The organism is Pseudomonas sp. FBCC-B35 (assembly GCF_059133755.1).
Map to the genome: position 1 here is coordinate 3,983,363 of NZ_CP101439.1, position 13,537 is coordinate 3,996,899.

At 63.0% G+C, this 13,537-nt stretch carries 15 protein-coding genes and 1 riboswitch; of the genes, 6 read left to right on the forward strand and 9 right to left on the reverse strand.

Annotated features, from left to right (window positions below; genetic code table 11):
- Positions 1-84: 84 nt before the first annotated feature.
- From NMB38_RS18080 to NMB38_RS18090, 3 genes are all read right to left on the reverse strand, one after another.
- Entirely contained in the window at positions 85-1,449 is a 1,365-nt protein-coding gene (locus tag NMB38_RS18080; RefSeq protein WP_027916600.1) for a DUF1329 domain-containing protein, read from the reverse strand.
- 25 nt (positions 1,450-1,474) lie between these two features.
- Positions 1,475-3,361, reverse strand: a complete 1,887-nt coding sequence (locus NMB38_RS18085; RefSeq protein WP_028688110.1) for a DUF1302 domain-containing protein — start codon at positions 3,359-3,361, stop codon at positions 1,475-1,477.
- A gap of 306 nt (positions 3,362-3,667) precedes the next feature.
- Positions 3,668-5,350 carry a fatty acid--CoA ligase gene (locus tag NMB38_RS18090; protein ID WP_027916602.1) on the reverse strand — a complete coding sequence of 561 codons (1,683 nt, stop codon included), beginning with the start codon at positions 5,348-5,350 and terminating at the stop codon, positions 3,668-3,670.
- 205 nt (positions 5,351-5,555) lie between these two features.
- On the opposite strand from NMB38_RS18090, the gene NMB38_RS18095 reads away from it, so the two are divergent.
- The 3 genes from NMB38_RS18095 (at position 5,556) to NMB38_RS18105 (ending at position 8,422) form a co-directional block, all read left to right on the forward strand.
- Positions 5,556-6,521: a 2-hydroxyacid dehydrogenase gene (locus NMB38_RS18095; RefSeq protein ID WP_059183647.1), complete on the forward strand. Its 966-nt coding sequence runs from the start codon at positions 5,556-5,558 to the stop codon at positions 6,519-6,521.
- Positions 6,522-6,571: 50 nt separating this feature from the next.
- Positions 6,572-7,567, forward strand: a complete 996-nt coding sequence (locus NMB38_RS18100; RefSeq protein WP_104926519.1) for a methyltransferase — start codon at positions 6,572-6,574, stop codon at positions 7,565-7,567.
- Positions 7,568-7,609: 42 nt separating this feature from the next.
- A riboswitch (yybP-ykoY riboswitch) is annotated at positions 7,610-7,750 on the forward strand.
- Between the two features lie 87 nt (positions 7,751-7,837).
- Positions 7,838-8,422: a TMEM165/GDT1 family protein gene (locus NMB38_RS18105; protein ID WP_023534668.1), complete on the forward strand. Its 585-nt coding sequence runs from the start codon at positions 7,838-7,840 to the stop codon at positions 8,420-8,422.
- A gap of 58 nt (positions 8,423-8,480) precedes the next feature.
- Here the strand turns inward: NMB38_RS18105 and NMB38_RS18110 are convergent, their stop codons facing one another.
- From NMB38_RS18110 to NMB38_RS18125, 4 genes are all read right to left on the reverse strand, one after another.
- On the reverse strand, positions 8,481-9,299 hold the full coding sequence (locus NMB38_RS18110) for a M48 family metallopeptidase (protein ID WP_023534677.1): 819 nt from the start codon (positions 9,297-9,299) through the stop codon (positions 8,481-8,483).
- 124 nt (positions 9,300-9,423) lie between these two features.
- Positions 9,424-10,044: an SOS response-associated peptidase gene (locus NMB38_RS18115; protein ID WP_027916605.1), complete on the reverse strand. Its 621-nt coding sequence runs from the start codon at positions 10,042-10,044 to the stop codon at positions 9,424-9,426.
- Positions 10,045-10,059: 15 nt separating this feature from the next.
- Positions 10,060-10,320, reverse strand: coding sequence for a putative signal transducing protein (locus NMB38_RS18120; RefSeq protein ID WP_027916606.1), 261 nt, complete (start codon positions 10,318-10,320; stop codon positions 10,060-10,062).
- Positions 10,320-10,505, reverse strand: a complete 186-nt coding sequence (locus NMB38_RS18125; RefSeq protein ID WP_059183645.1) for a CPXCG motif-containing cysteine-rich protein — start codon at positions 10,503-10,505, stop codon at positions 10,320-10,322. Before NMB38_RS18125 ends, NMB38_RS18120 begins: the two co-directional genes overlap by 1 nt.
- A 127-nt stretch (positions 10,506-10,632) precedes the next feature.
- On the opposite strand from NMB38_RS18125, the gene NMB38_RS18130 reads away from it, so the two are divergent.
- On the forward strand, positions 10,633-11,799 hold the full coding sequence (locus NMB38_RS18130) for a 1-acyl-sn-glycerol-3-phosphate acyltransferase (protein ID WP_059183644.1): 1,167 nt from the start codon (positions 10,633-10,635) through the stop codon (positions 11,797-11,799).
- A 59-nt stretch (positions 11,800-11,858) separates the two neighbouring features.
- On the opposite strand, the gene NMB38_RS18135 is transcribed toward NMB38_RS18130, so the two are convergent.
- Positions 11,859-12,119: a hypothetical protein gene (locus tag NMB38_RS18135; RefSeq protein ID WP_027916608.1), complete on the reverse strand. Its 261-nt coding sequence runs from the start codon at positions 12,117-12,119 to the stop codon at positions 11,859-11,861.
- Between the two features lie 160 nt (positions 12,120-12,279).
- Between NMB38_RS18135 and NMB38_RS18140 the strand changes: the two genes are divergently transcribed.
- Positions 12,280-12,486: a hypothetical protein gene (locus NMB38_RS18140; RefSeq protein WP_027916609.1), complete on the forward strand. Its 207-nt coding sequence runs from the start codon at positions 12,280-12,282 to the stop codon at positions 12,484-12,486.
- A 67-nt stretch (positions 12,487-12,553) separates the two neighbouring features.
- Here the strand turns inward: NMB38_RS18140 and NMB38_RS18145 are convergent, their stop codons facing one another.
- Positions 12,554-13,135, reverse strand: coding sequence for a YajG family lipoprotein (locus tag NMB38_RS18145; protein ID WP_023534676.1), 582 nt, complete (start codon positions 13,133-13,135; stop codon positions 12,554-12,556).
- A 166-nt stretch (positions 13,136-13,301) separates the two neighbouring features.
- On the opposite strand from NMB38_RS18145, the gene NMB38_RS18150 reads away from it, so the two are divergent.
- The gene (locus NMB38_RS18150) at positions 13,302-13,535 is read left to right on the forward strand and encodes a hypothetical protein (protein ID WP_027916610.1); all 234 of its coding nucleotides are present in this window, start codon (positions 13,302-13,304) and stop codon (positions 13,533-13,535) included.
- The last annotated feature ends 2 nt before the right edge of the window (positions 13,536-13,537 follow it).

Genomic DNA, 13,537 nt, shown 5'->3' on the forward strand with positions numbered 1-13,537 from the left:
CCTGGCGCTTCTGCTGGGACTGGCACCCTTGCATGGGCGCGATGGGGCCACCGAGCGTGGCCCCATCATTTTACGGCTTCGCTGTCAGCGGATGCCCGACTGACGCAGGGCCGCAGGCTGGAAGTCGGCCTTGCTGGCAGTAAAGTTGAAGTTGTAGGCACGCTTTTCTTCGTTCTTCATGCCCAAGGCCAGGTAGCGCCCCGATTGCAGGTCATAGATGGCTTCCAGGGTGATCCATGGTACCTCGACGTTGTAGTACGGCTGCGAATGGGCTTCAGAGACGCGCCACAGCTGGTTGCGCCCGTCATACTGGTCGATCACGGCAGCTTGCCAGGTGTCTTCGTCGATGTAGAAGTCACGCTTGGCGTAGATATGTCGCTGGCCGGGCTTGAGTGTGGCCACCACATGCCAGACGCGGCGCAGCTCGTAGCGGGCCAGGTCCTGGTTGATGTGCCCTGCCTTGATGATGTCGGCGTACTTGAGCTTCGGGTCGTCGAGCTTGAAGGCGTTGGAGGCGATGTACAGCTCCTTTTTACCTTCGAGCTTCCAGTCATAGCGGTCCGGAGCGCCGTTGAACATGTCCAGGTTATCGGAGGTGCGCAGGCCGTCGGCAGCCGTCCCCGGGCCGTCGTACGACACCTGCGGCGCCTGACGTACGCGGCGTTGGCCGGCGTTGTAGATCCATGCCTTGCGCGGTTCCTTGACCTGGTCGAGGGTTTCGTGAACGAGCAGCACGGTGCCTGCAAGGCGTGCCGGCGCGGTCACTTCCTGCTTGAAGTAGAACAGGATGTTGCCTGGATTGTTGGGGTCGTAGTCTTTCATCCGATCACGGAACACGAACTGATCAGAGAAAGACACCGGGTTGAAGGAACCATTCTGCTGCGGGGTCGCCTGGATGACTTGGCGGCTCACACTGCCACCGCGGTAGCGAGTGATGTGGTTCCAGATCACTTCCAGCCCGTTCTGTGGGATGGGGAACGGCACTGCCGTGCGGAAGTTGTTCAGGCCGTTACCACCTTCCACCAGGGTTGCCTGGGTGGCGTTTTCCTTGATTGCAGCAAACACCTCGGCCGGTACCGTTGACCCACGGTGCGTCTTGTAGACAGGCAACTTGTAGGTGTCCGGGTAGCGCTTGAGCATGGCCATCTGGCCTGGAGACAGTTTGTCCTTGTACTGGTCGGCGTTCTGCGCGGTGATGGTGAACAGCGGTTGCTCGGTACCGTAGGGGTCGGCGAGGAAGCCTTTGCCATCGACGCTGCCGGCCGTCTTCGAAAGCGGCTGCCAGGGCCCGATAGAGCCATCGGCGTTGCCGGCCTTTTCTGCGCCCATGGGGGTCAGGGTGTTGCCCAATTTGGCCGCTTCGCCGGCCGGTACTGCCGCCATCACGCTGGTTGCCAGCAGGGACAGGCCCAGCACACCGGCTTGCAGCAGACTTCTGGTGTTGTTCATGTCGTGTCGTCCTGGATCCGTATGCTTAGAAGTTCACGCCGAAGCTGAGGGCGAGGAAGTCGCGGTCATCCACGGTGCTGTACTTGCCGTCGAAGAAATTGGTGTACGACAGGCTGGCGGTGTAGGTGTTCTGGTACTCGGCATCGAGCCCCAGGCTGACGGCCTTGCGGCCCTCCTCGAAGTTGCCGCCTGGGCCTGGCGAGTAACCGGAGACGTCATGAGACCAGGCCACGCTCGGCTTGAGGTTGACGCCTGCGAACACATCGTTGTAGTCCCAGATGACCCGGGCGCGGTAGCCCCACGAGGTGCTGGTGGTGTAGCCGTCGTTCTCGCACTTGCGGTTCAGGTTGGCCGTCGAGGCACCGGCACCTGCGCCAGCAATGGTGCTGGTGTTGAGCGCCTGGCAGGTATTGGCCCCACCGGTGGCGGGCAACGGGCCAGGGCCGAACACCGGATCGCGGCCGTAGCGTGTGTCGTAGGCGCTTTCCAGGCCGCCCACATGGGTCACGCCCAGCTCGCCTACCACGGTCATGCGGCTGGCGCCCATCACCTGGTCGAAGAAGTGGGTCAGGGTGGTCTGGAACTGAGTGACTTCCTTGCGCCGGTAGCCATGCAGGTCCTGACCAGGCACGCCATCGAGCAGCGACGCGTTGCTCAAGGCGCCGCCCAGCGGGCGCACACCGGCGAACAGGATGTCGGTGGTGTTGAGCTGCACAGGTGCGTTGGGGCGGTAGCTGATCTCACCGCTCCAGGCGGTGCCGGTGGGCAGCGTGGTGGAGAAGCTCAGGCCATACAGGCGAATGTCTTCGGGGTACTCGACGAAGTACTTGGAGTTGCCAGCCACGATCAACGGTGCCAGTGCACGCAACTGCGCTGGAAGGGTCGGGATGGCGGAGAAGACCGAAGGCGATGCGCCAGTTGCGCTGAAGATCGGCGCACGGCTGTGGTAGTTCATGAAGTAGGCGCCAAACTCGGTGTCCAGCGGTTCGAACATGTAGCGCATGGCCACACCGAACTGACCGCTGTCACGGGCATCGCGGTCGCCGCCACGGCGCACCATCACCCCTTCTTCGTTGATGTTGACGCCGCGGGTGGCCAGGAACTGGCGAGCGGCGGCAGGCACGGTACGGCTGCTGTTGAGCACGCGCAGGTTGTCGGTGCAGCCGTCGGCAATGATGTCTGGCTGTGAGAAGAAGGTGCCGCAGTTGTCGACGACGGTCTGGTCCCACTCGAGCTGGTAGAAGGCCTCGGCCGACAGGTTGTCGGTCAGGCTCTGGGACACATAGAACATGTTGACCGGAATCAGGCCTTCCTTGATCTCGGCCCCAGGCCGGCGAAACGCCGACACGTCGATCGGGTTGATGGCATTGATGCCGCTGCCGATGAAGGTGCTCTCGCCCCAGCTGACCACTTGCTTGCCCAGGCGCACCGAGCCCGGCTGATCGCCGATGGAGTAGTTGTGGTAGACGAAGGCGTCGAGCAGCTCGGCACCCGAGGACTTGGCCCCTTCCTTGCGGTTGGAGTCGCTGATGTCCTTGAACCGCCGGCCCTCGTCCTTGAGTTCGAAGTCGTACCAGTACTTGCCGCGCACGAAGATGCCGGTATCGCCGTACTTGAGCTCCAGGTCGTGGATGCCCTTGAAGATCTTGGAGAAGGTCTCGCCCTTCTTGAAGTTGAGGTGGCCGTCGTCGGACGTTTGCGAAAGGCCCTTGCCGCCGTTGTTGACCCCGATCAGGTTGCGGTTGGGGTTGGCCGTGGACCAACTGGCGCCGATGGAGAGCGACGAGTCGAACTGGCCTTCGATTTCACCGATGTTGAAACTGACCGCGAAAGCGGGACTGGCAAGGGTGGACGCCAGGCTTACAGCCATGGGCAACCTGGCCCTGCGCCAGAACGGGTTTGCAGATTTCATCGACGCTACTCCATGTTCTTTTTTGTTATGGCAGTGGTGCTTCAAGGAACGGCCCGAACGACCGGTGTGCAAGCCTGCGCCTGCTCACCCTCCCCTCCCGAAAGCCCCTGGCCCCGACTATAGCCAGCAAGGCACAGGCGCTCGATCCCTCTAAAGTGTGATTTGCGCTCCGTGCCGCCAGGGCGGTGCTGTGTGCTCCGACTGCGCCCCGGCCGTGCCGAAGAATGGCGCATTTGCGCAATTTGGCAAGCACTGCACCGCTCTGGCATGCGGGTTGGCCCGGGACAGATTGCCGCATGCCCGCTTTCACAGGGTGGACAGGAAGGCACTGTTACCGGCCTGCCACTCGATAATGTCCTGGCGGATGCGTTTCTTGTCGAGCTTGCCGACACTGGTCTTGGGAATTTCAGTAACAAGGGCGACCTGACTGGGGATGGCCCACTTATTGATGCGCCCTTGCTCCACGAACGGCTTGAGGTGCTCCTTGAGTGCCTTGGCGTCGATCGCCTGGCCTTCGCGCACCACCACCAGGGCAAAGGGGCGCTCGCCCCACTGCGGGTCGGCAGCCCCGACCACCGCCACTTCCCGCACAGCCGGATGCGCGCTGATCATGTCTTCCAAATCCAGCGAAGACAGCCATTCGCCGCCGGTCTTGATCACATCCTTGATGCGATCGCGGATGTCGATGAAACCCATGCTGTCGAGCGTGGCGACGTCGCCGGTGTGCAGCCAGCCGTTCTCCCACAAGGCCTGGCTCTTTTCCGGCTCTTTGAAATAGCCCTGCGTCAACCATGGCGCGCGCAGCACCAGTTCACCCTGGCTTTCACCGTCGGCGGGCAGGAAACGCCCTTGTGCATCGATGATGGCCGCCTCCACCAGCGGCACCGGTACACCGGCCTTGATGCGGTAACTGATGCGCTCATCTTCGGTGCCGGCCTGCAGCTCGTCGTTGAGGTGCGCGGCACTGATCAACGGGCACGTCTCGGACATGCCATAGGCCGCTGTCAGCTGAATGCCGCGGGCGTAGGCCGCATCGTAGAGCGAACGGTTCAGCGCACTGCCGCCGATGATGATTTTCCAACCGCCGAAATCCACACCTTTGCCGTGAGGGCAGTTGAGCAGCATCTGCAGGATGGTGGGCACGCAGTGGGAGAAGGTGACCCGCTCTTCGCGCCATAGCTTGAGCAGCATCTCGGGCTCGTAACGCCCCGGGTACACCTGTTTGACGCCCAGCATGGTCGCAACGTACGGAATACCCCAGGCATGCACGTGGAACATGGGGGTGATGGGCATGTACACATCATCGCTGCCCAGCAGCCGCACACTGTCGATGCTGCCCATGACCGAGGCTTCGGCCAGCGTATGCAGGACCAGTTGCCGATGGGTGAAATACACCCCCTTGGGGTTGCCCGTGGTGCCTGTGGTGTAGAAGGTGGTGGCGACCGAGTGTTCGTCGAAGTCGGGGAAATCGTACTGCGTGCTCGCGCCAGCCAACAGCTGTTCATACTCGCCGACCAGGTTAGGCAAGGCCGCCTGGGTGTCCGCCCCATCGGTCAGCAGCACGGTGCGCTCGACCGTGGTCAGCTGGCCGGCAATGGACTGGTACAACTCGATGAAGTCGCTGTTGACCAGCACCAGCCGGTCTTCGGCATGATTCATGGTGTAAAGAATCTGGTCGGGCGAGAGGCGCACGTTGATGGTATGCACCACCGCCCCGATCATCGGGATGGCGAACATACACTCAAGGTAGCGGTGGCTGTCCCAGTCCATCACTGCCACGGTATCACCGGCCTTGACGCCAGCTTCGCTCAGCACGTTGGCCAACTGCGCGATGCGCTGGTTCAACTGGGCGTAGGTCAGCCGCACCTGGTCCCGGTAGACGATCTCACGGGTTTTTTCGTAGCGGCTGGCCGACATCAGCAGGCGTTTGATCAGCAGGGGGTAGGCATAGGCGTCGTCGGCGGGCTTGAGGAGACGGGTCTGCAGCATAAATATCCCTTTTATTGAGGCGAGGGCTTGCAAGGCGTGGCGTCACTGTAGTGTGCGACTGCGCCGGTCAAATCAGCCGAAGGAATGATTTGGCCAATGCAGCCTGAGGCGCCAGGCGTTGACGGGCGGCAAGCAGGGGCTGGACACTGGCCCACAGGCGTCAACCAGACCTTCATCCCCCCTTCTCTGTAACCGGAGCCCATCTATGCCCAGCTCGCGCCACGCCGTTTTTCTCGACCACGACTCCCTGGACCTGGGCGACCTGGACCTGACACCGCTGCATCAGTCGTTCGATTCACTGGCGCTGTTCGCTGCCACGACGCCAGAACAGGTGGCGGAACGTCTTCAAGGTGCTGTTGCGGTGATCAGTAACAAGGTGGTGCTCGACGCCGCCTGCCTCGAAGCGAACCCACAGCTCAAGCTGATCCTGGTGGCCGCCACCGGCACCAACAACGTCGACCTGGCTGCCGCACGGGCGCAAGGCATCACGGTCTGCAACTGCCAGGGCTACGGCACACCTTCGGTGGCCCAGCACACCCTGGGCCTGCTGTTGGCGCTGGCCACGCGCCTGTGTGATTACAACCAGGCGGTGGCCGAAGGGCGATGGGCCAAAGCTAGCCAGTTCTGCCTGCTGGACTATCCAATCGTCGAGCTGGAGGGCAAGACCCTCGGCTTGCTGGGCCATGGCGAACTGGGCGGTGCAGTGGCGCGCCTGGCCGAAGCCTTCGGCATGCGCGTGCTGAGCGGGCAGATTCCAGGCCGGCCGAGCCGTACCGACCGCCTGCCACTGGATGAACTGCTGCCACAGGTCGACGCCCTGACCCTGCATTGCCCCCTGAATGAGCACACCCGGCACATGATCGGCGAGCGCGAGCTGGCCTTGCTCAAGCCCGGTGCACTGGTGGTCAATACCGCCCGTGGCGGGCTGATCGATGAGCAGGCGCTGGCCGATGCATTGCGCAGCGGCCACCTGGGCGGGGCTGCAACCGACGTATTGAGCGTCGAGCCTCCGGTTGACGGCAACCCCCTGCTCGAACCTGGCATCGAGCGCCTGATCGTTACCCCTCACAGCGCCTGGGGCGCGGTCGAGGCGCGCCAGCGGATCGTGGGCCAACTGGCGGAAAACGCCCAGGCGTACTTTGCCGGGCAGGCACGCCGCGTGGTCGGCTGAGGCGCAAGCGCGGCTCTGCTACACTGCGCGATTTTTCGGAGGCGTCGTCCATGGACCCGCGCAGTGAAGTGTTGCTCCGCCAGGCAGAGCTGTTCCAGGGCCCGCTGCTGATTGCAGGGGCTCCAGCCGATGGCCTGTTGGCTCAACTGCCCCAGGCTCATGCCTGGACCTGGCACGCAGGCGATCACGCCCTGCTCGAAAGCCGCTTTGCCGGCCGCTGCCATTGCGCGGTGGAGCCTCCAGCGGTGGACGTGCCCACTGCCGTGCTGTTTCTTCCCAAGTCGCGCGAGCTGGCGGCCTACCTGCTCACCACCCTGGCCGCACGCCTGCAAGGCGGCACGTTGTATGTGGTGGGTGAAAAGCGCGGGGGGATCGAAAGCGTCGCACGGCACCTCCAGGCATTGGGCAAGCCGCGCAAACTCGACAGCGCCCGGCACTGCCAACTGTGGCAGGTCAGCATCGAGCAGGCGCCGGAGGCAGTCGCGCTGCACACGTTGGCCAAGCAGTTCGAGCTGGCTCTGCCAGAGGGTCCCTTGCAGGTGGTGAGCCTGCCTGGGGTCTTCAGCCACGGCCGCCTCGACCGAGGCACGGCGGTGCTGCTGCGCCACCTGGAGGCGCTGCCCGAAGGTCATGTGCTGGACTTCGGCTGCGGCGCTGGCGTGCTGGGGACGGCAGTGAAACGGCGCTACCCAGACAGCCGGGTAACGATGCTCGATGTGGATGCCTTCGCCGTGGCCGCCAGCCGTCTGACCCTGGCGGCCAACGGCCTGGAAGCCGACGTCGTGCAAGGTGACGGTATCGATGCAGCACCTTTGGACCTGGACGTGATACTGAGCAACCCACCGTTTCACACCGGGGTCCATACCGATTACCAAGCATCGGAGAACTTGCTGCAAAAATCTGCCGTTCATCTGCGAAAAGGCGGCCAAATACGCTTGGTAGCCAACACCTTCCTGCGCTACAAACCGATCATCGAAGCAGCGTTGGGCAACTGTCAGGTCCTGGAGGAAGCCGACGGGTTCAGGATCTACCAGGCAACACGCTGATAAAAACAGCGCTTGCCGAAACCGTTTCGCCTAGGCAGAATCCGCACCGTCCTAGGGGAGTAGTCTCCCGCGAGCGCCACGCTCGCCCGGTACGCGTCAACATACTTGGTCCACAGACCATGGCGCGTGCGACCCACCATGCAAACCTGCATGGCCAGGCCTGCACAGACAGGCCCGGGGTTTGACAAGACCTATGACACGCACACCTTACCCGGGGCGGGGAGGTCGTACGTGTCATAGCCGTGTCGACCCGCCCCCGTAGGAATCCTGATGCTGGAATCTCTGCTGGTCCCCACCGCAATCGTTGCCCTGGCCGAAATCGGCGACAAGACGCAGCTGCTCGCGCTCATCCTCGCTGCCCGCTTTCGCAAGCCCTGGCCCATCATTGCCGGCATCGTCGCGGCCACGCTGGCCAACCATGCCGCAGCAGGTGCCGTGGGCGCCTGGTTCGGCAGTTTCTTCAGCGACGCTGCGCTGCATTGGATCCTGGCCGCCAGCTTCACCGCCACGGCCCTGTGGACGCTGGTGCCGGACAAAATGGACGACGACGAAAACCCTGCGCGCCGCTTCGGGCCGTTCCTGACCACGCTGATCGCGTTCTTCCTTGCCGAGATCGGGGACAAGACCCAGGTCGCCACGGTCATGCTGGCTGCGCAGTACCCACACCTGATCATGGTCATCGTCGGTACCACGCTGGGCATGCTGATCGCCAACGTGCCCGTGGTGCTGGCGGGTAATTTCGCCGCCGACAAACTGCCGCTGACGCTGATTCGCCGCCTGGCGGCCGCCGCGTTCTTCGTGCTCGCGATCGTTGCGGTCTACACGGCCATGAAGGCCAGCGGTTGGGTGGGTTGACGCACCGGCGGGCAGACCGGCGCCTTCATGGCGCCAGCTTGCCCACTTGCAGCCGGCCTCAGGGCTTGGCCGCTGCCTGATACAGTGGCATGACTTTGGGAATGGCTGCCTGCAAGGCGGCAATACGGCTGGCCGAGGCCGGGTGCGTACTCATGAACTCCGGTGGCGCCCCTTCCGAGGCCTTGCTCATCTTGTTCCACAGGGTAATGGCCGCGTTCGGGTCGTAGCCTGCACGTGCCGAGAGCTCAAGACCGATCAGGTCTGCTTCGTTCTCGTTGGCCCGGCTGTTGGGCAAGGTCATGGCGTAGTTCACCACGGTGTCGGCCAGCGCCATGCTGTCCTGACCCAGGCCGAAGATGGCGCCGGCCCCCTGGCGCGCCATTTCCACGCCGTAGGCCTTGGACATGGCTTCACGGCTGTGCTCGCGCAAGGCGTGGGCGATTTCGTGACCCACGACGGCCGCGATCTCGGCGTCGTTGAGCTTGAGCTGATCGATCAGGCCCGTGTAGACGATGATCTTGCCGCCTGGTCCGCAGTTGGCATTGAGCTCATCGCTCTTGATCACGTTGACCTCCCACTTCCACTGCGCAGCGTCCGGCCGGAACTGGGGCGCTTGGGCAATCAATCGGTTGGCAATGGCCTGTACGCGCCTGGCATCGGCACTGGATTTGTCGAGCAAGCCTTTGCTGGACGCCTCGCCCAGGGTCTGCTGGTACGACTGGGCGTACATCGTGTTGACCTCGTCCGGCGACAGCATGCTGAACATGTACTGCTTGCGCTCAACGCCCACTGCACCGCCGCTGGTGGTGTTCACCCCTTGGCAGCCGGCGAGCAGGATGCCAGCGCTCAATAGGCTGATGACAAAAGACTTACGCATGGAAACACTCCTTTTTACATGCGCCGTATCCTAGGATGACTCATGGGTAGGCCGCCATAGCCGCAGGGAAGATTTTGCACACCCGTGCCCTCTGCGCGGCGCGCCACAAAGCATGGACAGGCACTCAGGCCGGGGTGAGGCACTCGGGAGCGTCCAGTTTCGGGTCGTTCACGAAAGGCGCCAGTGCCCGCTCGCGCAACGTCACCGAGGGGCTGGCCAGCAATTCCTGCAAACGGATCAGCGGCGTTTGCGGATCCAGCCAGGCAGCCTGCCCTGCCTCATCCAGAATCAGGGGCCTGCGTTGGTTCATCGCCGCCTGGGTGACCACGGCGCAACTGAGCCAGACCTGCTCCTGTACGGCATAAGCCTCCCACACAGCGGCGAAATACAGCGATGCCCCCTCCCCCGGGGTCAGCCAGAAGGGCCGTTTGCGCACACTGCCCCGCCACTCATAGAACCCGTTGGCCGGTATCAGGCAGCGTCGTTGGCGAAACGCTTCGCGAAACATCGGCTGCTCGGCCAGCGTTTCGGCGCGGGCGTGCGCGGGAGTGCGGGAAAGGTCGGTGAGCCACGGCGGCGTCAGCCCCCAGCGTGCCTTGGCCACTTGCAGCTGCCCATCCAGCTGGCGCTGGATAAGGACAGTATTGCCGGGCGAAATATTCCACTGGGCGGGTTGCCCGGCGGGAAAGCCAGGCAGGTTGGCCAATGCCTGGGACCAGCGGAACAGGGCGTAACGTCCACACATGAGGTAATTCTGAACCTAGCAGATCAAGGTACCGGGGAAGCTCTCCGGCTCGTCGCCAACCAGTGGCTGGGCGTCATTGTACGCATCGATCAACTGCCGTGCGTATTCGGCCTGCTCATCGGCCACCGACAAGCCCAGCAGACCGTGCAGAGGCAATTCGCCGGTCGCCCCGACAAGATCGCGGCCCACCAGGTGCGCCTGCACCCCTTCGCTGGCAAGCATACCGGCCAGCATCTCAGCCTCGAGCAGGCTTTCAGGTTCGTAGATACGCCTCATCACGCATCGTCCTCACGTCTGACATCGAGCATCCATTCGTCGTCATGCACCTGCAGCACGAACACGATCGGCCGACAGCACACCTGACAGTCTTCGGTGTAGACCTGATCGCCGCCGGACAGATCGACGAAGGTTTCCACCCGTTCGCCACAATAAGGGCAATCGTAGAACTCTGTTTCAAGCATCAGGGCCTCCACGACGAGTTATGCGTATAATTGCCGCTCTGTTTACAGGGCCACGTGCGTCCGAGCCGTTTTTCGGAGCCTGCCCGTACTTCATTATTACCCTAGCCGTTTCCAACAAGAGAGCATGATGGGCGAATTCGATGCCATCCGACCATACGACGACGCTGAGGTCCCTGGAGTTCTGGCACGCTTGCTCAGCGACCCGGCATTCCTCGATATCCTGACTCATTTCCGCTTCCCGCGCGCAGCCGGTGCCTTTGGCTGGCTGCTGAAACCGCTGATCGCCCGGCGCCTGCGCCAGGAGTTCGCTGGCGTGACCTGTGTATCGACCCTGCAGGACAAGGTCGAGCACTACGTTGATCGCACCATCGACCGCGCCACCGATGGCGTGACCTATTCGGGTGTGGAGCAGCTCAAGGCCGGCACGGCTTATCTGTTCCTGGCCAATCACCGTGACATCGTCATGGACCCGGCATTCGTCAACTACGCGGTGTACCACGCCGGCCTGCCCACCCCGCGCATCGCCATCGGCGACAACCTGCTGCAAAAACCCTTCGTCAGCGACCTCATGCGGCTCAACAAGAGCTTCATCGTGCACCGCTCGATCACCGGCCGTCGCGAGAAACTGGCCGCCTACCAGCTACTGTCGGCCTATATCAGTCACTCCATCATCAACGACAGCACCTCCATCTGGATCGCCCAGGCCGAAGGCCGGGCCAAGGATGGCGACGACCGCACCGATTCGGCCATCCTCAAGATGTTCCACATGAGCCGCAAGGACGAGGCATTCGGCGCGGTCATCCAGAGCCTGAACCTGACGCCGGTATCGATCAGCTACGAATACGACCCCTGCGACCAGGCCAAGGCCCGTGAGTTGTACATCCGCGCCACCACCGGTACTTACCAGAAGGCGCCGGGAGAGGACGATCACAGCATCGCCAAGGGCATTACCGGCTACAAGGGCCGCGTGCACATCAACTTTGCACCGCCAGTGACCCATTACTACGAGGACACCAAGCAGCTGGCAGCGGAAATCGACCGGCAGATCCTCGGCGGTTATCGACTGTTCCCCGTGCATTACCTGGCCTATGCGATGTGGGCCGAGCAGGATGACACGCTGCAGGTGCCAAGCGCCGAGCAGGTGTTCCCAGCCGATGAACTGGCCAAGGCCAAGGAAGAATGGCAGCGCCGTCTGGATGCCTGCCCTGAAGAGCAGCGGCCTTACCTGGTGTTGCAATACGCGACGCCGGTGCGCAATCAGTATCAGGTCAGGCAGCAGGCACCGCTTGCTTGAGCATCAAGGGGGCGCTGTTGAACGCGAGCCTCGCGTTCGGCCTGAGCCCCCGATTGTGCTCAGGCCCAGGTGCTGACCCACGACAGCACCAGCGCAATGGCCAGGCAGGCGAAGCCCAGGCTGTAGCGCTGCCTGGGCACCCACCCAGCGAATCGCGCAAACGTCCTCGGCTGCGCCCCCAACCCTAGCCGTGCATCGGCCGCCTCACGCCTGGCGCTGTGCAACAGCAGGCCGCCCGGACACGTCAGCAGCAAGGCCAGCACATTGATGAGCTTGGTGGGATGGGCGGCAATCAGCCCCCAGAGCATGTGCATGGACATCGCGTTACCTCGGCGTAGACCTGAACAAAAGCCAGCATTCTACCCAAGCCACCTGGCACTGCCTGCACGGCGGCGACCGGGTGTCATTTAATTTCATCTGTCATCGGTTCGTCATCAGAACAGGCCACCCTGTCGTCCTTCCTCGAACCGGAGCTCGTTCATGCTGCATGCCGAAAACCAGGACCGCCTCTACCTCGTTGCCCAGAGTGATGAGCAACAGGCGCTCATCGATGGTTTGGCCATCAATGTCCAAGACCGCCAATGGCTGGTCTACTGCGCCTTGGGCGGGCATGCCCATGAGCACTGGCCCGAGGTGGACACCCAGACCGGGATCAGCCTGCTGGACCTGCGCATCGCGACGGCATGATACCGGCACGCGGCATGAAAAAACCGCTGGCCGTCACCGGGCAGCGGTTTGAGTGAAGCATTGAACGTTACTGCGCCAGCACCTGACCGATGCTTGGGTCCTTGAACAACCGGGTCAGTGCGTCGCTCAACACATCGCTGACCAACTGGGTGTTGGTGTCCTGGTTTGGCGCCATGCCAAAGCGCTGATCCAGCGAAGCGCCATAGCGACCGGTGTAGCGGCGGCCGTTGTTGGCGACGTCAGCACGGAAGGTAGCGCCAATGGTGGCTTCGGTCACGTACAGCTTGTCCTTGGGCGACTGGTACTTCAGCTCGGCCAGGGTAACGGTCAACTGGGGCGCGTTGCCTGCGGTGGTGGGCGTGAAGCCCAGCAGGCGCACGGCAGCCTCGGCCTGGGCCTGCAGCTTGGGCACCACCTGGTTGCCGCTGACACTGATGGTGCTGGTTTCCGGGTACATGCCACCGCGGGTGCCCAGCGACGGTGAAGGCCTGCCGTCTACCACTCGCACCACCACCGGCTGGCCCTGCCCCACCGGGGTGAGTTGCGCGGTGAGCTTGGGCTGCGGATTGAGTTGTTGCGGGCTGTGGGCACAACCGACCAGGCTGAGGCTGGCTACGGTGATCAAACCGAACAACAGTCGTTGCAACATGCGCGATTCTCCAGAAAATGCGGCGATGGCGCACAGTATACCCAGCGGCAAGGGCCTGGCTACAAGCGGCTTGCACCGCTTGCGCCCGGTAGGCCCGAGGTTGTCACGAACGCTTAACCGGCGACACTTAAGGTGGCAGCACGTTCACCTGCACAGGACATCTGCCATGGCCTCGCTTTTGCACCTGCTGTTGCCTGCTCCTCGCCATACCGCCTACGCCCTGCTTGACGCGAATGGCACGTGCCTGGCCTTCAAGCATTGCTCGCAAGCACCCGAGGGCGATGGCTGGGTGCAGGTGCAAGAGGTGCAGCTTGCCTGGCTGGGTCATGCACTGCCGGACGATGCCCGGGTTTGCAAGCCGACAAGTCGTCGTTGGCACCAACGCATCCTGGCTGCCTGAAA

Bases quoted from the DNA above. Each gene is read 5' to 3' on its own strand.
- NMB38_RS18080 (WP_027916600.1), bottom strand. From the start codon at position 1,449: ATGAACAACACCAGAAGTCTGCTGCAAGCCGGTGTGCTGGGCCTGTCC.
- NMB38_RS18085 (WP_028688110.1), bottom strand. From the start codon at position 3,361: ATGAAATCTGCAAACCCGTTCTGGCGCAGGGCCAGGTTGCCCATGGCT.
- NMB38_RS18090 (WP_027916602.1), bottom strand. From the start codon at position 5,350: ATGCTGCAGACCCGTCTCCTCAAGCCCGCCGACGACGCCTATGCCTAC.
- NMB38_RS18095 (WP_059183647.1), top strand. From the start codon at position 5,556: ATGCCCAGCTCGCGCCACGCCGTTTTTCTCGACCACGACTCCCTGGAC.
- NMB38_RS18100 (WP_104926519.1), top strand. From the start codon at position 6,572: ATGGACCCGCGCAGTGAAGTGTTGCTCCGCCAGGCAGAGCTGTTCCAG.
- NMB38_RS18105 (WP_023534668.1), top strand. From the start codon at position 7,838: ATGCTGGAATCTCTGCTGGTCCCCACCGCAATCGTTGCCCTGGCCGAA.
- NMB38_RS18110 (WP_023534677.1), bottom strand. From the start codon at position 9,299: ATGCGTAAGTCTTTTGTCATCAGCCTATTGAGCGCTGGCATCCTGCTC.
- NMB38_RS18115 (WP_027916605.1), bottom strand. From the start codon at position 10,044: ATGTGTGGACGTTACGCCCTGTTCCGCTGGTCCCAGGCATTGGCCAAC.
- NMB38_RS18120 (WP_027916606.1), bottom strand. From the start codon at position 10,320: ATGAGGCGTATCTACGAACCTGAAAGCCTGCTCGAGGCTGAGATGCTG.
- NMB38_RS18125 (WP_059183645.1), bottom strand. From the start codon at position 10,505: ATGCTTGAAACAGAGTTCTACGATTGCCCTTATTGTGGCGAACGGGTG.
- NMB38_RS18130 (WP_059183644.1), top strand. From the start codon at position 10,633: ATGGGCGAATTCGATGCCATCCGACCATACGACGACGCTGAGGTCCCT.
- NMB38_RS18135 (WP_027916608.1), bottom strand. From the start codon at position 12,119: ATGTCCATGCACATGCTCTGGGGGCTGATTGCCGCCCATCCCACCAAG.
- NMB38_RS18140 (WP_027916609.1), top strand. From the start codon at position 12,280: ATGCTGCATGCCGAAAACCAGGACCGCCTCTACCTCGTTGCCCAGAGT.
- NMB38_RS18145 (WP_023534676.1), bottom strand. From the start codon at position 13,135: ATGTTGCAACGACTGTTGTTCGGTTTGATCACCGTAGCCAGCCTCAGC.
- NMB38_RS18150 (WP_027916610.1), top strand. From the start codon at position 13,302: ATGGCCTCGCTTTTGCACCTGCTGTTGCCTGCTCCTCGCCATACCGCC.